This window comes from Paenibacillus terrisolis, from assembly GCF_056171975.1.
On the sequence record NZ_JBKFGG010000034.1, the window covers coordinates 1 to 19447 of the forward strand.

Here is a 19447-nt window from a genome sequence, read left to right on the forward strand (position 1 = left end):
ACGTTCTCCCGGCCACTTCCATCGTAAAACGACCATAAAAAAAGGCCAACCAGAAATTCTGGCTAACCTGATAATACGAAGACTACTTGTCAGTCCCAACCGATCTGAAGGCGCTTGAGAGCGTTAATGATGCTGGATTATGATAAGTCATATGGGAGCAATAACTCTGATTAATTCGAATGAGTTTTCTTTGTAATATTGTAATACTGTAATTTTGTAATGATCTGTGGCGCGGGAAAGTTGCGAATTGATGACCTAATTGTATCTATGAGATACATGGATTAAGTATCGTCTTATGAGCACTCTCGATATAGCTCAATAGACAAAACTGTATTCACAAAGATATACAGGAATAATTTAGGAAATCTATGATATGTAGTCACATTCCTTCCTTCAGCAGAATATAGCAAGAGCAAGCAGGGAATCCCTTCCTTTTGTCGAAATGTTGTTTTGTGGAGGCGATATTGGAATGGATATAAACCACAGGGACAGTCTTATTTATAAATTGAGTACTGTCAGCGCAGAACAGATGCAAAACATAGATTTATCTTTTCACCTCGTGAGAAAGCAAACTGAGGCTGATCAATTTTACCAAACATTAGAAATAGCTCTTCATCCGGATGTTAAAAAATGGGTAAGAGAAAATATTGTTAGGACCCTACAAGAGTTAAAAGAAACAAATGAAACAAATACCGAGGTTTTCCTTGTAGGTGATTATAACCACGAAATCTCTCCAAACGATAAAATCGCTAGATTTGCTTTAAACCAAGCTCTGTTGGATAAGAAGGGAAGTCTTATTACATCTTTAAGAAGTCCTGACCCTAATTATCCAGAGAAGAAAACTAACTTTCAAATTGTAAAATTGACCTATGAAGAGCGTAGCGCATACTTTTGCTACTACAGGGGAACGAAGAAGAATAGCTCAAAAAAGAAGTCGGTATTTAAAAATGCCAATCAGTTTGTTTTCCTCGATGAAGCAATCATCGATATTGGAGGGAACGTCGACTTTTTTATTGTCGATGACTTCATCTTTATAATCAATGCCAGAAACTTTGAGTTTGCTTTTGACTATCGTGATCACATCAATGAGTTGCGCGATCAAAATATTACCCAGATCGTTTCAATGCCGTTTTTTGATGGTGCGCAGTCGAATAAGGAAGTTTTTGAAGAGTCATGTAAAAGATTCATTTATTCCAGGAGCTTGGCACAAATTAAACCCGAGACATTAACTGCAATACAGGAAAATTTTCAGGACAGATGTGATGAACTAGCGCAAATAAAGGCAAGTCTTCCTGAAGTTCAAGCTGAGAAAGAACGTTATATGACAAAGTACGGAACCATATGGGAATTATTTGAATATATTGACTTGGATACCCGTACAATTATCTTTAAAGAAGGTGCTTCCCCTAAGACTTTGTTACACTTCTTTGCCGATAAGATCGTGAAGTCTTTTGTAACTGAGGACTTCAAGGTAGCAGTTGCCTATGAGTAATTCATAGAGGGTTTGGTTGTTCTTTTGGAGGGATAGTAAAAATGTGGGGCAAAAGAGAACAGGTCATTTTATGGGTGACAGCATACCTTCCCTTGGTATTTATCATGGTCTATAGATTCGTTGACAGCAACAACTTCTTTAAAAAAACTGAATGGGCGAAATGGTTTGCTAAGCTCATTGATAAGACTCTCTTTGACTTGATTATTATAACGATGATAATTGTCATTTCGTTATTTATGTATCGCTTAGTCGCAATGTGGTTATTCAATAATTATGATTCTCAATTGAAAGATAAGGAAATAGGAAAAAATGTATCAGTTAGAAAATATGAACGTTTAAGCGTGAATGATTATTCGTTTTTCCTGATGACTTTACTGTTGCCGTTAGTCTCGATAGACCAAGCATCTGCCATAAATTTAATAGCAACTATTGCAATTGTGGTGATTGTTATTGCAATTTATGTTAAGACGGATTTTATTAGTGTATGCCCAGTGTTCTTTACATCTGGTCGTCAAGTATATAAGGCAATAATTTCAGACCAGAGCAAAGAGGCAGAAATTTCAGATCCGTCAATTCGCCAAGAGGTTATTGTTATAACTCGTGAGAAATCATTAGATTTAAACAACAGGTTTAGGACTGTAAAATTGATCAATAACATATTTTATTTATCCAGTAATAGTCAAGATCAAGATATTAATTCGAATCAGAGAACTTTCAGATAAGGCTATCTACGAATAATCTTGAATACTAGGTTGATTCAACATAACAATTCCTAAGAAAATGGGGACGCGAATTATCGCGTCCCCATTCCGTCCCCAAATAACTTCAACCATCATTTAAAACCCTTATTAATTAAGGATGCCACGCTCTCCACATGCACCGTATGCGGGAACATATCCACCGGCTGCACCTCAACAGTAGTGTACCCACCGTCCTCCAGCACTCTTAAATCCCGCGCCAGAGTCGAAGGGTTGCACGAGACGTACACCACGCGCTCCGGCCGCATTTCGAGGATCGTGTCCAGCAGGCGCGGGTCGCAGCCTTTGCGCGGCGGGTCGACGACGATGACGTCGGCTTCGATGCCTTGGGCTTTCCAGCGCGGAATGACGTCCTCGGATGCGCCGACCTCGAACTTCACGTTGCGCATGCCGTTAAGTTCGGCATTGCTGCGCGCGTCTTCGATCGCCTCTTTGACGATTTCGACGCCGTACACCTGATCCGCATGCTGAGCCAGGAACAGGGAAATCGTCCCGATGCCGCAATAGGCGTCGATGACGGTTTCTTTGCCGGTGAGCCCGGCATATTCCACGGTTTTGCCGTACAGCACCTCGGTTTGAACCGGGTTCACTTGGTAAAAGGACCGGGCCGAGATGGCAAACTGCACGTTGCCGATGTAGTCGTATATAACGTCGCGGCCCCATAACACCCGGGTCTCATCGCCGAAAATCACGTTGGTCTGCTTGATGTTCACGTTTTGGCAGATGCTGGCGACGTCCGGGATTTGCTCGCGAATGCTGCCGATCCAGGCATCGACACGCGGAATATCGCGGCCGTTGGTCACCAGCACGATCATGATTTCGCCGGTGCGGAACGCCTTTTTGATCACGACATGGCGCAAAAGGCCGCGGCCGGTCACTTCATTGTAAGCGGAGATGCCCAAGTTCCGGCCAATCTCCTTAACGCGGGCGATTACCACGTCGTTATGCTCATGCTGAATCAGACAGGTCTCCATATCGATAATCCGATGGCTGCCCCGGGCGTAAAAGCCTCCGACCAGACCGCCTTCGGCGACGCCGATCGGCACCTGAGCCTTGTTGCGGTAACGCCACGGCTCGCTCATGCCCAGCGTGGGGCGAACGAGGATACCGCCGTCCCCATCGCTGACAACGACCTCGCCTTCGGCCGCTGTCGAGCCTGCGACGCGCAGCTTGCCGATCCGCTCCAGCGCGTCGACGACATGCTGCCGCTTCCACGCGAGCTGCGCTTCGTAGCTAAGGTGCTGCAGCTGGCAGCCGCCGCACTTGTCATAGATTGGGCATGGCGCGGCTACCCTGTCCGGGCTCGCCTCCAGCACGTCAAGCAGCTTGGCGTAGCCATACTGCTTTTTCGTCTTCAGCACCTTCACGCGCGCTTTTTCGCCGGGAAGCGCTCCTTGCACAAACAGCGTATAGCCCTCGGCGCGGCCCACACCTTCGCCGTCGTGGTTCATCCCGATGATATCGACGATCACTTCGTCGTTTTTGGCAACGGGAACACCGGCAAGCGACTCATCGGCAGACACGGGAAGCGCTGCACCCCGCCCCGTATTTCCGCCGCCTCCCCGGTCATTTCGGCGATTTCGCCCATTTTGCTGCTTCTTCATCGAAGGCTCCTTTTTGTTTCCTAGAGGAAAAGTATTTTATACCATAAGAAAATCATGATTGCGCATTCGCTTACTCCGACTCACCACACATGGTTCCCGAAATCCGGCACGCTATCCGCACAAATCCCCCGCCGGTTCGACGGGGGACAAAGCTGTTCAAGCCTATGACCATATGATATCCGCTAAGCAAAAATCTCCAAATGCCGCGGCAAAATCTCGAACACGCCGGGCAGTTCGCCGCCCAGCTCGCCGTCGAGGTTAAGCAGCACGTTGCCCGGCGAGGTCACTTCCATGCGGTGCGTCTTGAAGTAGACGACATGCGAGTCGTTGAAGTGATCGCCACGCAGCGCCATCGTCACCAGGCGGATAAACTCCGCGAGGTTGCATTTCTTGATGGCGATCACGTCGAGCAGCCCGTCGTCGATGCGCGCGTCGGGGGCCAGCTTCTCGAAGCCGCCGACCGAATTGCTGTTCGCGATGAGGAACAGCATGAACTCGCCTTCCAGCGTCTCGTAGCCTTCGGCCTGGATGACCAGCTTCGTCGGCGACAGGCTGGCCATCTTTTCGATGCCCTTCATATAATAAGCGAGCTGGCCGATCAGCGTCTTCAGCCGGCTTGGCACTTCATACGTGAGCTGGGTCAAAGACCCCCCGCCCGCAATATTAATAAAGTGACGGCCATTGGCTTTGCCGATGTCGATCATTCTCGTTTTGTTTTCGATCACCAAATCGCAATAATCTTCCCAGCGCCTCGAAATTCCCATCGCGCGGGCAAAATCGTTGGTCGTTCCCAGCGGGAATATCCCCAGCGGAGGCAGGTCGCTTTTGCCGGCCATGCCGTTCACGACCTCGTTCAACGTACCGTCCCCGCCGGCCGCTATGATAATATCGTAACCGCGGCTGACGGCTTCCGCCGCCTCGCGGGTTGCATCGCCTTCTCCGGTCGTCGCATGACAGGACGTCTCGATCCCGGCGCGGTCCAGCCTCTCCAGCACGTCCGGAAGCAAGCGCCGCATTTCCTCCCGTCCGGAGGTTGGATTATAGATCAACCTTGCTCTTTTCATCTCATAAACGCCACCCGATATTCATAATTTCCATGATCCCATTATATTCAATATTTGACGCAACATCCAGCGGGACAACAGCGGGTGGGGTAACAGCGCCTCTCCCGCATAACGGTAACAGTTCGTCAGGCCGCTCAAACGCGAGGGAATTATCGTGTTCGTAAAATACCCGGAACTGAGAAAAAGCGGAGCGACAATCACATCATATCCGCGTAAAATAGACCATTCTTCAACTTTGCGCCGCAAGCTGTCCGGATTCAGGAGCGCATAGTCCGCTCCCGCCAGGCCGCTGATCGCTAAGGCCCGCGCCGAGAGACGGGATATCCCCTGTTCCCAGCGCTCCAAAAAGCGGGGATGGCTGCTGCCGTGTCCAACCAGCAAGAGCACTTCCCGCCATGGCTCGAGGGACATCGCCTTGACCTTGTCCCAAATCATCTCCGCCACCAGCGGATCATCGTCAATAGGATCACCAAAAAACACGCGTGCGGAAATACGGAAACGCTGCAATGAAGTCTCCTTCTCCGGCGTGCTTTTTACGCCAAATGCATATTCAATTTCATCGATATGGGTGCTTCCGGAGGACATAAACAGAGGGATCACGATGAGATCCGATACTCCCCGGGCCTCCAAACGGTCAATCCCGTCCTGAATCAGACGTCCTTCCACGATTTCGAGGAAAGCAGCCTCCAATTCCAACAAAACCGGCGGATCGCTTAAAGCCAGCTCCGCGGCCACTTCCGCCACGGCCTCATCGACCAGGCTTACCCATCGGGCGTCGGACGACCCGTGACTGACGACGAGCACCCCGGGCTTACGGGCTTGACCGAGTACAGCGGACGGCAAATTCTCCGTCCGCTGCATCATCGACTCCCCTAACCGCTCATTCATAAACCCGTTTATCTGCCCAAACGGTCGAGCGTCATTTTGTAACCGTCGTTGCCGTAGTTCAAGCAGCGCTTCACACGTGAAATCGTCGCCGTGCTGGCACCGGTTTCGGCCTCGATCTGGTTATACGTATTGCCCTTGCCGAGCATCCGTGCTACCTCAAGACGCTGGGACAACGATTGAATTTCGTTCACCGTGCACAGATCGTCAAAAAAGATATAACATTCCTCGATGTCTTTCAGAGTAAGAATGGCTTCAAATAATTGATCGATCGTTTTGTCATTCAATTTCTTCAGCTGCACTGAATAATCATCCCCTACAGTTACTGGTACCACAACCCTATTGTACCTGAGTGGAGGACTCCTTTTCAAGCATTAACGATTTCACGCATTACAGAAAGAACGCCCAAATTCCGCATACGCCTACGAAAACCGGGACATTCGTCCATACGCCGGAAGTTTCGGGCACATACAGTATAGTAATACAAAAGCCTATTCTCCGAAAAGGAAAGTGATGACATGCCACATTATCAGGCTCCCCGTCAGAGCGCGCCGCCGTCCCCGTACTATTATTCCGATTTTTATCCCGGGATTAATCCATATGCCGTAGCACCGATCAAAGCGGAAGCCTCTGCGTTAATGCCCTATTCGCCTAACTCCGCCGCAGGAGGAGCTTCCACGCTTCCGTCTGCCGCGGGCGCAACAAGCGTCGTCCCCAAAACCACCGGGGGTTTCTCTATCCCGAACATGGGCGACCTCAAAAACATCGTCGACCGGTTCGGCGGGATCGAAGGCATTCTGGCCACCGCGGGCAAAGTGCAAAAAGCGATGCAGACCTTTCAGCAATTTGCGCCTATGGCCAAATTGTTCGCAGGACTTCTCCCCGGCGCCAAAAAAGGCGCCAAGAAAACGTCCGAGCGGCTCGACGAGTACAAACCCCGCCGACGCAAGAACACCAAAAAAGGCGCTAAAAAGAAATCAAGCTCCGGTTCCCGCAGCCGCGGTAAATCCGGCAAGAGCAGCAAATCCGGGAAACGCCGCCGTTAACCCGGCGGCTTTCCGGCTTTTTTCACCTGAACCTTTCCCGTTCCGGGTTCAACCATCCCGCTTCACTTAAACCATCCGCGCTTGTTAAACCAGAAAATCATCCAGGCGCCAAGCCCTGCCATCACGGCAAGCACGGCAAAGTATCCGTACCGCCAGCTCAGCTCCGGCATGTTCACGAAGTTCATCCCGTAAATCCCCGCGATCAGCGTCAGCGGCATAAATACGGTGGTAATGACCGTCAGGGTCTTCATGATTCCGTTCATCCGGTTCGAATTCAGCGAAATGTAGGAGTCGCGGAGATCCGCCGTCATTTCCCGGTCGGCCTCAATCATCTCCGACAGCTTAAATAGATGGTCGTAAATATCCGCGTAATAGGCCCGAGGTTCTTTTTCGCCCTGGACATGCTCCGAATTGAGGATGCGGTACATCAAATCGCGCATCGGCACGATCGTCCGCCGCAGCTTCAGCAGCCGCCCGCGGAGGTCGAATACCTGGTTTAGCAGCAGCTCGACCGACTCTCCGCTCCCTTTTTTCTCGAGCTCGTCAAGTTCATCCTCGATGGCGTATACACAGGGAAAATACTCATCGACCAGACTGTCGATCACCGTATAGGTAGCGGCATACGGCCCATGCGACCAGATCTTCCGGTCGTGGGCGCGCTTCGTTATTTTGTCCCAGGACTCGTCCATTTCGTCAAGCGGATGATGATGGAAGGATACCAGGAACTTCGTGCCGACAAAGAGGTTCACTTCCGTCGTCGCCAGCGTGTCCTGATCCAGCGCATGGAGCACCAGAAACTGATAATCCTCGTAATAATCCAGCTTCGGCCGCTGCAGTATGTGCAAACAGTCCTCGATGGCCAGCGGGTGAAAATGAAAAAAAGAAGACAGCAGCTCGGCTTCTTCGTCGGTAGGCGCCTCAAAATCCACCCAGCTCCATAAATATTCCGAATCGTGGATCCGTTCGAGAGCTATTCCCGTCTCCACTTTATGGTCATGCGTCATTCCCATAACCCTGATCATGTTCTCGCCCCCAGACGATTGCTCTATTCCCGCCTTCAAAAAAAAGCCAATCCTAGGATTGGCTTCTACCCGAAATTATAACACGAACGAACGCTTCATCGTTAAAACATTAAAACAACAGCATATAAATGAGCCCAGCGAGCACGGCTACGATCGGAATCGTGATGACCCAGGCAACGACGATTCTTCCGGCCATCGACCAGCGAACCGCCGCAAAACGTTTCGCGGAGCCTACGCCGAGAATCGCCGAAGTGATCGCATGCGTGGTGCTTACCGGCAAATGGATCAGCGTCGCGCCGAAAATAACCGACGCGGCCGAGATATCGGCCGCAAAGCCGTTGATCGGCTCGATTTTGAAAATCTTCGTTCCCATCGTTTTGATGATTTTCCAGCCGCCGATGGAAGTCCCCAGCGCCATCGAGGTTGCCGCGGCCATTTTAACCCAGAGCGGCACTTCCATATGGCTTTGATAGTTGGCCGTCACCAAAGCGAAGGTGATGATTCCCATCGCCTTTTGCGCATCGTTGGTGCCGTGCGTAAAGCTCTGCAGCGCGGCCGTTGCGATCTGCACCAAGCGAAAACCTTTGTTCACCGTATGCGGACTGCGTCTGGCGAAAATCCATTTCAGGATCGTCATGATAATGAATCCGATGACAAACGCGATGAGCGGCGATAAAATCAGTCCCTCGATGATCGTTCTGAAGCCGCTCCAATTCAGATGATCGGAGCCTGCCCCAACGTAAACCGCCCCGGCCAAAGCGCCGATCAGCGCATGGGACGAGGATGACGGTATTCCGAACCACCACGTAATGAGGTTCCAGATGATCGCTGCGAGCAGTGTGGCAACCAGGATCTCCAACCCGTTATCCAGCTTGGCCGGATCCGCGACGCTGCCGCCGATTGTCTTGGCCACGCCCGTAAACAGAAGCGCTCCCAGGAAGTTCATCGCCGCCGCCATCAAAATGGCCGTACGCGGCTTCAACGCCCGAGTTGAAACGGAAGTGGCAATGGCATTGGCGGTATCGTGGAAGCCGTTGATAAAATCGAAGCCGAGCGCCAAAATAATGACAATGAATATAATCAGCAAGTTTGTATCCATTTATTTAATTGCACAGATAATTATCTCGAAAAACGATCCGCGCAACTCCGACCTCCCATTTGTAGTGATTATGAATTGCGCATGATAATGGATTCCAGCATATTTGCCACGTGTTCGCAAGAATCCGTCGTCGTTTCGAGGCGTTCGTAAATTTCTTTCTTCTTGATCAGCAGAATCGGATCGGTTACCTTAAGGAACAGCTCTTTGATGCAAATTCTGAGCAGCTCGTCCCCTTGGTTTTCCAAATCGTTCAGGCGGATCGTATATTCGCGGATAGGAAGCAGCTTCTTTTGGGAAAGCAGATGAATCGCCTTTTGAATTTCATAGGCCGACGTCCGCAAAATTTCCGCAAAATGAATGATATGCTCGTCCGGTTCGGTCATATTGTACATAAAAAAACGGGAAGTAGAAGCTTCCAGCCCATCGATAACGTCGTCCAGCTTCGTCGTCAGGTTCATGATGTCGTCGCGTTCGATTGGCGTAATAAACGTTTTGTTCAACTCAACGATAATCGTGTGTGTATATTCATCGCACTTGGACTCGAATTCCTTCATCTTCTTGGCGAACAATTCAACATCCTTGAACTCCGTTACCTGCTGGGCGAAATAGTCCGCCGAATGCACGATGGTATCCGCCATGTTCTCTAGCGTCTGGAAAAAAATATCCTTCTTCTTCACTCGCATCAGTATCCCCTTTTCTCTAGATAAGGACGTGAATTTACACTCCCTTAATATAACCCTGACTATCTTAACACAACTTGTGAAAAGATGGTCAATAATGTTGCAAACATTTCACGTTCATCAGGCTAAATTCGCCCTATGTTTGACAAACTTATCTTCATTTTTCCATAATCCCGCAATAAGCCCTGAATTTCCCGTTTACTGTACGTTAACATGACTGTCGAAATCGGGTTTATTCGGGACCACATGAATATAGGTATTTCCCGGATATAATGGAATCTCTACATTATCTTTTACAAAGCGGATGATGTCGTTTGCTTTATGAATCCACTGTCCGCGAATGACCTTTCCCCGCTGAAACAGCAGCGCTTCCCCGCCGAAGTCGAGGTCCACGTCCAGCCTCCCCACGTCGTCAAGCACCTGATGGTCCGCGCCCATGACAACCACATTCGTAGCCGTCAACTGCTGGCCGGTTTCCAAATCCGTGTGCGGCTCTCCGTTAATAAAGCGTTTGTACTGCATGCTCGTAGGGTCATATTCATAGGAAACCCGGTAATTATCCAATTGAAATTTGATATCCACGCGATCGGCCGGATCGCCTTCTCCCGGATCGCTGTTATCCCGGAAAAGATAAGCCGGAACCGCGTTGTCTTCCGTGGCATAATTTCGTTTGGCCGCTCCCTCTAGCAGTTTCTCCACATTGGAGTACAAGTTATGCGGAGCCTTGCGGGTTTTATCCCTCCAGAAGTAAGAGCCCGCGTTGACGATTTCATCCAGATCCTGCTTATGCTGCCGCTGCAGAATCGCGTAAGCCTCGTTGCTCGCTCCCGCATGAACCAGCACTCCGTGGTAGCTCTCTCCAAGATCGATCATATAAGGCCGAATGCTGCGGATGGGGCCGATCTTGGCGACATCCTCTCCGCTTTGAAAAATGGCGATAAGCCGGGTGACTCCCCCCTCCGCCAGCACTTCATATACGATATCCGCGCTTGACAGTCCCGATTGGGGACGCGCCGCCGGAGCGTTGTTGACCATTATCGCAAGCGGGCGCCGGGTAATTGGCTTAGCCACCGGCTTGCCTGTGAGCGGGGCCGTGTAGGCTAGCGTCTCGGTCTCGGACGGCGGCGTTTCTGCCGTTCCGTTATTGGTTGTCCCCGGCGAAATGTTCCCCTCCGGTTGCCTTGCATCGGCTCCCGGCCTGCCGCAAGCGGAAATCAGCGTTAAAGCCAGAGATAAAATCAGCAACAATGTTGGTTTCAACAATCCACGTGTCATAGCGCCTCCGTAAATCCAAGTATTTTCTACATTATACGTCGAAGTGCACAATTTGGAAAAGCAGAGGGAAAAATCATGAGACCGGTTAAAATCGCTCAAAAACATTAAAATTTTAGATTAAATATTGTATGTTTAAAATTTTACCACTAATATAAATACTATAAATTAGAAAAAGCTTTGCAGAAAAAGTGCGAATGCTGTCAAACCATACTGTCTTGAAAGGAGATCATTACATGTTTGTCAAATGGCTGCGCGAAAGTGTTGTCGCATCCTGGCTGCTGACGATTATTCGTCTTTATGCGGGATACGAGTGGATCACCTCGGGTTGGGAAAAGCTCACTAAAGGATTTGATGCCGGAGGGTTTATGAAAGGAGCCTTGGCAAAAGCCACCGGAGAACATCCGGATGTACAAGCCTGGTGGGGATCGTTCCTGGAGCATTTTGCCATTCCGAACGTTGGGTTATTTAATGTCCTGGTTCCCATCGGTGAACTTCTCGTAGGGCTTGGCCTGATTCTCGGCTTGTTTACCTGGCTTGCCGCGCTCTTTGGCATGCTGATGAACTTTGCCTTTCTGTTCTCGGGCACGGTCAGCATCAATGCTCAACTGCTGGTGCTCGAAATCTTCATCACCGTCGCCGGCGCCAATTCCGGCCGCATCGGGCTCGATTATTTTGCACTGCCTTATTTCCGAAAATCTTTCGGCCGCCGCAGATAGGCCGCCTTTTAACCTTTATTCAAACAAAAAGCGCAGATCCCGCTGAAAAGGGGTCTGCGCTTATTTCGTTAGGTTGCCGATCATCAGCCGAACTTCCAGCAATTCAAGCTGAGGCTTCCATAATGATAATCCTGGAACAATTTAACGGCGTGGCGCTCATTATCCGCGGTCCCCATGGCGTACAGGAGCGGGACGAAATGCTCTTTTCCGTAGGCCGGAATCGCTTCGCGAACATGAGGCGCCTTCTTGTCGTAGTCGAACAAGGCCCGCAAATTCCAGTTCTGAAGCTGTTCCTCGATCCAACCGTCAAATTCGACGGCCCAGGATGCCGCCGTGTCTCCTTCTCCGCCGAGCAAGCGCAGATTATGAACCAGACCGCCGCTTCCAATGACAAGCACATTCTCTTGACGCAATCCTGCGAGCATTCTCCCGATCGCATACTGCTCTTCGGGCGAACGTTTCGAATCGACGGACAGTTCAACGACCGGAATCTTTCCGTCCGGAAACATGATGCGGAGCACTACCCACGCCCCGTGATCAAGCCCCCTGCCCAACGACAAACGATACGGCAAATTATGAGACCGGAATATGGCCCCGATCGACTCGCACAGCTCCGGATTTCCCGGTGCAGGATAATGAATGTCATACATTTCTTCCGGAAATCCGTAATAATCGTGCATGGTTCCGTGTTTAAGGTCTGCGGTCAGCCACTGGTCGGGAGAGTCCCAATGCGCAGAGAAGATGACAATGGCTTTCGGTGTGCTGATCACTTCCTGCCCCAGCTGATGAAGAAAATCCGTGTAGGCGTTTTTCTCTATCGCCAGAGTAGGGGATCCGTGTGCAATAAACAGTGCAGGCTGAGTCATCGCCCTCAAACCTCCCTACGCCAATAATGGTTACAACTCCATTGTATCCCTACAGGAAGTTATTTACCAGTTTGGCGTTGGTTAAAATTCAAAATAACCAAATTTTAACCGAATTTCTAATTTTAAATCATCCAATTCTGCCAATCGCTATGAGCGGCTTCCAATCGCCCGAGCCAATCCTTGGTTTTGCCGATGAGCTGTTCCTGATGTTCCCCGGATGAATAAGTGTGGTCTCCCTGAAAAATGATCTCTTTATCGCAGCGCCCCTCCGGACGCATCCAAAAAACTTTCTGGTACAAAAAAGCGTAATCGACCGGAATCGTGTCATCCGAAGTACCGTGCACCACCAGTACATCCCCGGTAAATTTAATCGCTTCCTGAAACGGCTGATAGGTTCCCAGCGAATCGAAGAATTGCGAGGTTAGGCCAAAGCCAAGAAAATCGGCCGCCCCCTTCGCCACCGCGTCGTCGTAAACCTTTCGACCGGTTACCTTGATAATATCGTTAAACGGATATCCCACGGACGACCATAGAACCAGATTCTTCACGCGTTGGTCTCTAACTGCGGTAAGGATGGCGATCATCCCGCCGAGGCTGTGACCGATGAGCGTCACCCGGGTCGGATCGATGTCGAAGGCGCTAAGACCGTAATCAAGCACGGAACGGGTCTGGGAGATCATGGAGTCTACCCCGTGATCCCCGTAATTGCCGCTGCTTTCGCCGCAGCCGATATAATCGAAGCGGAGCACCAGAAATCCTTCGTCCGCCAATTTACGCGCCGTTTTGACGAAGAGGCGATCCACTCCGATCCGGCTGCCGACGAAACCATGGCAAATCACGGCTAGCGGCGCGCGATTTTTGCAGCGTCCTTCATGTTTGGCTTGCGCTGGATAATGGATGCTTGCCGTAATTTGCTCCCCTTCATGAGGAATTGTAATTTGCCGTTCCATAATGATTCCTCCCCGTTTCCGCGATATATAGAATTTTATATATCAATTAAATCCGATAAGTTTAATAAGAATTATTAAACCTATAATATCATCGCGGAAACGGGAGTGTCAATGCTTTAACGGTTAGTCGTAGGATTCACGGAAGTATGCGTGAGTTTCCGCCCGGCCTTCCCATTCTTTCATGAACTGGCCGTTGCCAAGGTAATCTTCCTCAGACGAGCAATCTTCTTCGTCTCCGCACAATCCGTGTTCATTCTCTGCGACGACCTCTTCCAGGCTGCCTCGGGAGTTGCTGTTCAGCAAATATCTCCGGGTCAGCTCCGATTCGTATTTTCCCACTGTTGTTCGCCTCCCTTTGGCATAGTTATTGGAGAGTGCGGCTTATTTTATTCCCGGTTCACGGAAAGTCCAAAATTGTTCAGTTGAGGGGGCTTTTCCTTGTGGACATGCCAAAATTTGATGTATACTACGGAAGAAAATCAGGAATAGGTTTAGGAAAAGAGGTTCATCATGAACGTTCAGGAAATGATCGATGAAACCGCCAAGTTTGGGCAAGCAATGACCCCGGACAACGCGGCTTATTTTGAAAAAATAACTTCCTTCTTTCGCTCGGAAGATACGCTTCTCACGGAGAAACAGCGGGAGAGCGCCTTGCTTGAGTCGGCCCGGAAAATCGTCGGCGGCCAGGATAAGGGTCTTACCGCTCCCGAATTGCTGGGCAATGACCCCGAAGCCTACTGCGAGCAGCTCGCCGACGATATCCTGACCGGTAAACCGCGCACTCTGCAAGAGAAAATCAAGTATTACACCATGATTCCCTGGATTGCGTTGACGTGGGTATTTTTCATTTATATGATCATGGGCTTTTTCGGCAAATGGCTTGGCGGGGAAACGGAGTATACGGAGGTCAGCAGCGCGTCACTGATCATTATCGCCGGTTTATCGATCGTGCTGATCGAGCTGGTGACTAAGTTTCTCGGCTCTCCGGCACCCAAGCGGGAAAACGAACCGCCTAACACCCGCAAGTTTATCGATCTCAAAAGCTTTGGAAGTTACTTGGCGGTTGCGGTGGCCGTGCTTGTTATCGGCTTGTTCCTTGGCCGAACGCTGCCTTCATTTTCCGTATCGCCATGGAATAGCCTGATTATTTTCATCATCGGCGTGGCCGGACAATTTCTGTTTTTCGGGCGGCGCTCCCGATAAAGAACGGCGCAGGAATCATTACCACCCGTCAAACGGGCATGAGGTTAGTAGCCGAAATAAACTTTGTTTGCGTTCAATTAACCGGAGAACTCCCATCTGGAGCTCGAAGTTAACTTATTTTCGATAGCTGGTATTTTGCCAACATACAATAGACTCTTCAAACCACTTTTCAACGAATGGAACCACAATAACTGGAAAACCTCCTGTTATTTAGCCCCTTATTGAATCTGGTCGAACAATAACTGGAAATCCTCCAGCTAAATCATCGATTTAGGCCATAGACTTCCTCATTTGCCGAAATTAGTGGGAGCATTTCCAGTTAAATCGCCGTAAATCCTCATTTTGCTGAAATTAGCGGGAACTTTTCCCGTTAATAGAATTAAATCCCCTTTTCCTTTCGTTATTCAATAGCCGCTTGAATACTTTCCATGTTTCGCTTGTTCAATCGGCTGAAGCCATTAAATAAAAAGCTCCCTTGCGAATTTTCGCGGGAGCTTTTTTGACGCTTGAGGCAGCGTCAATTTTTTAAGATTCGACTTTTTTGCTTAACAGGAGCGTCGCGGCCGCAAACATAAGAACCAGGAAAATGACTTCAAGAAGCAGAGGTCCCAGGAGAACGCCGCTTAGTCCCGATGAAGTTACCGAAGTAACCTCGCCCGAGCCCATTTGAACGGTGCCGATCTTCAGGCCCGCCAGCGTCTCGTTTCCAAACAAGGCCACCTGAAGAAAAGACAGGATCTGCTGAATCGCGAAGAAGGAAATAATGCCGATCCAGGTTCCGATTTTACCCCTTGCCCTGATGCTGGCTCCTATCGTTATCGAGAGAAGAATGATCATGATCGTCTGCGTAAACATAAAGAAAATTCCCGCGATAACCAATAGCCAGTCTTGGGCACTCATCGAATAGTCGATGCCCACCGAATGAATATAAATAACTCCGTGAATCGCCGCGGCCCCCATAATGATTATGCCGAACAACCAACTCAGCAAAATCGCGGAAGAGAGCGTCCAAACCGGCCGTACCGGGAGAAGCCGGCGATGGTAGGCAGTGATGTTGACGCCGTAGGTTTTGCAGACGATGACGATCAAAGCGCAACCGGTCCCAACATAGCATGCGAAGCCAAGTCCGAATATGATACTGTCGGTCCAATGCCGCATATGTCCTACTGTGGCGATCAAAATTTGCGCTAGCACCAGAACGACAGCGATACCCAGAAGAATCGTGGCGTTCCGTTTGATATCGTATTTGAGCAGCCTGATCATTCCGCAAACACCTCTCTAAACATATCGTCCACGCTTTTCCCGTATTTGAGGCGCAGATGTTCCACATCCTCCTGCATCACGACTTCCCCGCCTTTAATAAAGATCACCTCGTCAAAAATACGCTCGATATCGCGCACAAGATGCGTCGAAATGACGAGGCTGCTGTCCTCGCTGTAAAATTCCACGATAGCGTCGAGAATTTTGGCGCGAGCCACCGGATCAACGCCGCCAATCGGCTCATCCAGCAAATACAGCTTGGCATTTCGGGACAAAGCCAGAGTAAGCTGCAGCCGTTCGTTCATCCCTTTGGAGAGCGTACCAACCTTTTCATTCTCCTTCAGGTTCATGAATTCAAGCATATGCCGGGCTTTTTCTTCATTAAAATCCTCAAAAAAATCGCGATAAAAACCAATCGCGTCCCGCACCTTCATCCACGGTTCCGTCAATGGCCGGTCCGGCATGAAAGATACGACGGATTTCGTGGACAGACCCACGGGGATCCCGTTTACGGATACCTCGCCGCTTGAGGGGCGCATCAATCCGGCGGCGATTTTCATCAGCGTCGTTTTCCCGCTTCCGTTCGTGCCGAGCAGGCCGACGATTTTTCCTTCGCCGATCCCGAAGGAGACGCCGCGCAGCGCTTTTTTGAATCCGTAAGCTTTAGAAACACCCTGCAGTTCCAACAAATTGCCCATTGCTCTCACTCCCTTTCTCTATCGCCCGTTCTCCGCCCTGACGGCTTCGGCGACGATGGCCGCTATATCCTGATTTGAAAAGCCCAGTTCCTGCATACCGCCGATAAAGCGGTCCAGCAGTTCTCCGGCCATCTCTTTTTTGATCGTCATAATTTTCGATTCCTCGCTTGTTACGTATCTTCCGAGTCCACGTTTCGTTTCCACGACGGCTTCACGCTCCAATTCCTGAAAAGTCCGCTGAACGGTATTCGGATTAATTTGCAGCTCGGCTGCCAGTTCGCGAACCGAAGGGATCTTGTCTCCGGCCTTCAATCTGCCGGTTACAATTTCTCTTTTTAGATAATTCATAATTTGCAAATAGATCGGCAGATTATTGTCGAATTCAATGCTCACCTTGTGTTTACTCCTTTCCGCCGTGATGCCGCAAGGCGCTGATCTTCACCATCTGTGCGCTGCTGCCCGTTTTAGGCGACATCCCGTTTCTTAAACGTAACAAAGCTGGCAACGAGAAACAAGACCAGATATACGGCCAGCACGATCGCCGAGAACGCCAGCGTCATGCCTTCGAGCGGAGGATGTCCGCCGGCCATGTAGACCGACAAATCCGAATTCGTGAACCAGGCATATTTAATGAAGTCGTACCGCTGCAAAAGAGCGACCAACAGGCTCTCCATCACGACCAGGAACATGGCAACACCGATGGTGACTCCCGTTGAACGGGTAAGAACTCCGATCATAAATGCGATCGTCGCATACACAAGGCTGTAAATGAACTGGTACAAAGCGATGAGAAGGAGGTCATCCCAGCCGGTTTCTCCGGCTCCGAAACCAAAGGTAATTCCTCCGGCCAGTACCGCGCCAATCAAGGTAAAGACCGAAATGGCTATGGCATACAGCAGTACGGCAGCGTATTTGGAGGCGAGAATTTTGCCGCGGCTTTGCGCCCGGATAAGCAGCAGCTTGATCGTCCCGTAGCTGTGCTCCTTGGCGACCGAGCCTGCCGTACCCATAAGGATCAGGAAGGTCAGCAACTGCCCCATTCCGTTTCTGGAGAAGACGGTGGCGGCAAAGTCGAGTCCCACCCCATTGGACTCCTCCGAACCGAAGGAACTCATCATATAGGGGATCAGGATGAGGAAGCCGACGATCACCGCAAAAGGAACGAAAAAGCTGCGCTTTTTCCACATTTTCAGCCATTCGTTAACGACCAGATTACTAAAACTACGCAATTTGATTTCCTCCCGTCCATTTCAGGAATTCGTCTTCCAGAGACTCCTTGTTTTCCTCGATCCGGTAAATGGCGATGCCCTCGGCTCCCAACGCGGTGACGACTCTCGGAATATAACTGTCCCGTACGCCTACCGTTAGCTCACCTTTCTCTACCGAAATGCCGATCATGCGGATCTCCTCCATCCGTTCCAGTCTGGCCTTGGCTAGTGCCGCATCGCTCACGCGGAACGTGATATTGACCCGTTCGGTTTCGACGGGGGCCGCGGCGCCCAAATCCCGTGCGGTCACGAACTTGCCCTCTTGGATAACAACAACCCGGCTGCACATCAGCTCCATTTCGGACAGCAAATGGCTGGAGACAAGCACGGCGATGCCCTCCTCTGCGGCAATCCGCTTCAGATAATCGCGCATTTCGCGAATCCCGGCCGGATCCAACCCGTTGGTCGGTTCGTCCAGGATCAGGATCGACGGGTTATGCAGAAGCGCCTGAGCGATCCCGAGACGCTGGCGCATGCCCAGGGAATACGCCTTGACTCTTTTATTCATCGCCTGCTCAAGCCCAACCAGCTTCGAGACCTCCCGGATCCGCGCCTCCGTGATGCCCTGCGTCATGCGCTGATACTGCTTCAGATTGTCGTACCCGGTCATGTACGGGTAAAATTCCGGGTTCTCGATAATGCCTCCGACGTGGGAGATCGCTTGGGCAAAATGTTTGCGGACGCTTGTGCCTTTGACGATCACGTCGCCTTCCGTCATGCCGATAAGGCCGACGATCATGCGTATTGTCGTCGTTTTGCCCGCTCCGTTCGGGCCAAGAAGTCCTAAAATTTCCCCGGCGCGGACTTCGAACGATAACTTGCTGACGATATCTTTCTTGCCGATTCTTTTGGTGACCTGATTTACGGATAAAACGACCGGATGCGCGTCGTGTTGTGTTGTGTCGTTCACCTTTCCGCTATCCAAATGGATGCTCAATGACGTTCACTCCTCTTTTTGTATCACTGTTATAGTTAGATAGTACACTAGTATGTTGGTAATGTAAATGCTATTTGCAAAAAAAAAACCTCCCCCGGTTTTATGCCGAGGAAGGCAGAGATTTTGACATTGAAACAAACACGATCGCATTTCGCTTGCGGGAAGTGAATATACCGCTTTGGGCTAAGTCCAGCGGGCCGCCCATAACTTCATTTCGTGGCAGATGACGTGCAGATCCATGCCTTTCGGCGTGAGAGAATACTCGACCGACACCGGGACGGTCGGATATACGGTGCGCTCCAGTACGCCCTGCTCCTCCAGGTGCCGCAGCGTACTGCTCAAGGCGCGGGGGCTGACCTTGGGAATTTTGTGCTGCAGTTCCCCAAAGCGAAGGGTTCCGCAGAAGAGCTCCCGAATGACGAGGAAAGCCCATTTCCCGCCCAAGACATCCAGCGTTTTCTCAATATTGCACTCGATATGCTCCGGTGTCTTCGGAACGTAATTGCTTGCGTTTTTAACCGTGGTCATCGGCAAAAGCCCTCCTTGAACCTTACTATATTTTATATAGTGAATATAGTTGCTATCACTAAGTATAAGAATTTTCACTTCTTTAAATTGTATATG

22 protein-coding genes are annotated in these 19447 nt (G+C 50.2%); 5 read left to right on the plus strand and 17 right to left on the minus strand.

The window, feature by feature from the left end; translation table 11 throughout:
* The first annotated feature begins 469 nt into the window (after positions 1–469).
* Both ACI48K_RS21435 and ACI48K_RS21440 read left to right on the plus strand, forming a co-directional pair.
* Positions 470–1492: a Kiwa anti-phage protein KwaB-like domain-containing protein gene (locus ACI48K_RS21435; protein ID WP_475029678.1), complete on the plus strand. Its 1023-nt coding sequence runs from the start codon at positions 470–472 to the stop codon at positions 1490–1492.
* Between the two features lie 41 nt (positions 1493–1533).
* Positions 1534–2214 (plus strand): hypothetical protein, encoded by a 681-nt coding sequence (locus tag ACI48K_RS21440; protein ID WP_475029679.1) that lies wholly within the window; start codon positions 1534–1536, stop codon positions 2212–2214.
* A gap of 110 nt (positions 2215–2324) precedes the next feature.
* Here the strand turns inward: ACI48K_RS21440 and rlmD are convergent, their stop codons facing one another.
* From rlmD to ACI48K_RS21460, 4 genes are all read right to left on the minus strand, one after another.
* Complete coding sequence (rlmD, locus tag ACI48K_RS21445; protein WP_475029680.1) at positions 2325–3854, minus strand: 23S rRNA (uracil(1939)-C(5))-methyltransferase RlmD; 1530 nt, start codon at positions 3852–3854, stop codon at positions 2325–2327.
* A 182-nt stretch (positions 3855–4036) separates the two neighbouring features.
* Positions 4037–4918, minus strand: coding sequence for a diacylglycerol kinase (locus ACI48K_RS21450; protein ID WP_475029681.1), 882 nt, complete (start codon positions 4916–4918; stop codon positions 4037–4039).
* Positions 4919–4939: 21 nt separating this feature from the next.
* Positions 4940–5779 (minus strand): sirohydrochlorin chelatase, encoded by an 840-nt coding sequence (locus ACI48K_RS21455; RefSeq protein WP_475029751.1) that lies wholly within the window; start codon positions 5777–5779, stop codon positions 4940–4942.
* A 35-nt stretch (positions 5780–5814) separates the two neighbouring features.
* The gene (locus ACI48K_RS21460; RefSeq protein ID WP_331848013.1) at positions 5815–6105 is read right to left on the minus strand and encodes a YerC/YecD family TrpR-related protein; all 291 of its coding nucleotides are present in this window, start codon (positions 6103–6105) and stop codon (positions 5815–5817) included.
* 216 nt (positions 6106–6321) lie between these two features.
* Between ACI48K_RS21460 and ACI48K_RS21465 the strand changes: the two genes are divergently transcribed.
* Complete coding sequence (locus ACI48K_RS21465) at positions 6322–6849, plus strand: hypothetical protein (protein ID WP_475029682.1); 528 nt, start codon at positions 6322–6324, stop codon at positions 6847–6849.
* Positions 6850–6911: 62 nt separating this feature from the next.
* Here the strand turns inward: ACI48K_RS21465 and corA are convergent, their stop codons facing one another.
* The 4 genes from corA to ACI48K_RS21485 form a co-directional block, all read right to left on the minus strand.
* Positions 6912–7871, minus strand: coding sequence for a magnesium/cobalt transporter CorA (corA, locus tag ACI48K_RS21470; RefSeq protein WP_475029683.1), 960 nt, complete (start codon positions 7869–7871; stop codon positions 6912–6914).
* A gap of 109 nt (positions 7872–7980) precedes the next feature.
* Positions 7981–8970 (minus strand): inorganic phosphate transporter, encoded by a 990-nt coding sequence (locus tag ACI48K_RS21475; protein ID WP_475029684.1) that lies wholly within the window; start codon positions 8968–8970, stop codon positions 7981–7983.
* A gap of 68 nt (positions 8971–9038) precedes the next feature.
* Entirely contained in the window at positions 9039–9653 is a 615-nt protein-coding gene (locus ACI48K_RS21480) for a DUF47 domain-containing protein (RefSeq protein WP_475029685.1), read from the minus strand.
* A gap of 195 nt (positions 9654–9848) precedes the next feature.
* The gene (locus ACI48K_RS21485) at positions 9849–10925 is read right to left on the minus strand and encodes a DUF3048 domain-containing protein (protein ID WP_475029686.1); all 1077 of its coding nucleotides are present in this window, start codon (positions 10923–10925) and stop codon (positions 9849–9851) included.
* Between the two features lie 233 nt (positions 10926–11158).
* On the opposite strand from ACI48K_RS21485, the gene ACI48K_RS21490 reads away from it, so the two are divergent.
* Positions 11159–11641 (plus strand): DoxX family membrane protein, encoded by a 483-nt coding sequence (locus tag ACI48K_RS21490; RefSeq protein WP_475029687.1) that lies wholly within the window; start codon positions 11159–11161, stop codon positions 11639–11641.
* Between the two features lie 83 nt (positions 11642–11724).
* Here the strand turns inward: ACI48K_RS21490 and ACI48K_RS21495 are convergent, their stop codons facing one another.
* From ACI48K_RS21495 to ACI48K_RS21505, 3 genes are all read right to left on the minus strand, one after another.
* Positions 11725–12507: a DODA-type extradiol aromatic ring-opening family dioxygenase gene (locus tag ACI48K_RS21495; RefSeq protein ID WP_475029688.1), complete on the minus strand. Its 783-nt coding sequence runs from the start codon at positions 12505–12507 to the stop codon at positions 11725–11727.
* Between the two features lie 122 nt (positions 12508–12629).
* The gene (locus ACI48K_RS21500; RefSeq protein ID WP_475029689.1) at positions 12630–13457 is read right to left on the minus strand and encodes an alpha/beta hydrolase; all 828 of its coding nucleotides are present in this window, start codon (positions 13455–13457) and stop codon (positions 12630–12632) included.
* A gap of 123 nt (positions 13458–13580) precedes the next feature.
* Positions 13581–13796 (minus strand): hypothetical protein, encoded by a 216-nt coding sequence (locus ACI48K_RS21505; RefSeq protein WP_475029690.1) that lies wholly within the window; start codon positions 13794–13796, stop codon positions 13581–13583.
* 171 nt (positions 13797–13967) lie between these two features.
* Between ACI48K_RS21505 and ACI48K_RS21510 the strand changes: the two genes are divergently transcribed.
* On the plus strand, positions 13968–14660 hold the full coding sequence (locus ACI48K_RS21510) for a DUF1129 family protein (RefSeq protein WP_475029691.1): 693 nt from the start codon (positions 13968–13970) through the stop codon (positions 14658–14660).
* Positions 14661–15185: 525 nt separating this feature from the next.
* On the opposite strand, the gene ACI48K_RS21515 is transcribed toward ACI48K_RS21510, so the two are convergent.
* The 6 genes from ACI48K_RS21515 to ACI48K_RS21540 all read right to left on the minus strand — a co-directional run bounded on the left by ACI48K_RS21515 (position 15186) and on the right by ACI48K_RS21540 (position 19351).
* A complete protein-coding gene (locus ACI48K_RS21515; protein ID WP_475029692.1) occupies positions 15186–15923 on the minus strand; it encodes a hypothetical protein in 738 nt (245 codons plus the stop codon).
* Entirely contained in the window at positions 15920–16618 is a 699-nt protein-coding gene (locus tag ACI48K_RS21520; RefSeq protein ID WP_475029693.1) for an ABC transporter ATP-binding protein, read from the minus strand. The genes ACI48K_RS21515 and ACI48K_RS21520 overlap by 4 nt, the downstream gene beginning before the upstream one ends.
* Before the next feature lie 18 nt (positions 16619–16636).
* The gene (locus ACI48K_RS21525; protein ID WP_475029694.1) at positions 16637–17011 is read right to left on the minus strand and encodes a GntR family transcriptional regulator; all 375 of its coding nucleotides are present in this window, start codon (positions 17009–17011) and stop codon (positions 16637–16639) included.
* Positions 17012–17082: 71 nt separating this feature from the next.
* On the minus strand, positions 17083–17847 hold the full coding sequence (locus tag ACI48K_RS21530) for an ABC transporter permease (RefSeq protein ID WP_475029695.1): 765 nt from the start codon (positions 17845–17847) through the stop codon (positions 17083–17085).
* Positions 17840–18817 carry an ABC transporter ATP-binding protein gene (locus ACI48K_RS21535; RefSeq protein WP_475029752.1) on the minus strand — a complete coding sequence of 326 codons (978 nt, stop codon included), beginning with the start codon at positions 18815–18817 and terminating at the stop codon, positions 17840–17842. Before ACI48K_RS21535 ends, ACI48K_RS21530 begins: the two co-directional genes overlap by 8 nt.
* 189 nt (positions 18818–19006) lie before the next feature.
* Positions 19007–19351, minus strand: a complete 345-nt coding sequence (locus ACI48K_RS21540) for a winged helix-turn-helix transcriptional regulator (RefSeq protein WP_475029696.1) — start codon at positions 19349–19351, stop codon at positions 19007–19009.
* Positions 19352–19447 lie beyond the last annotated feature (96 nt).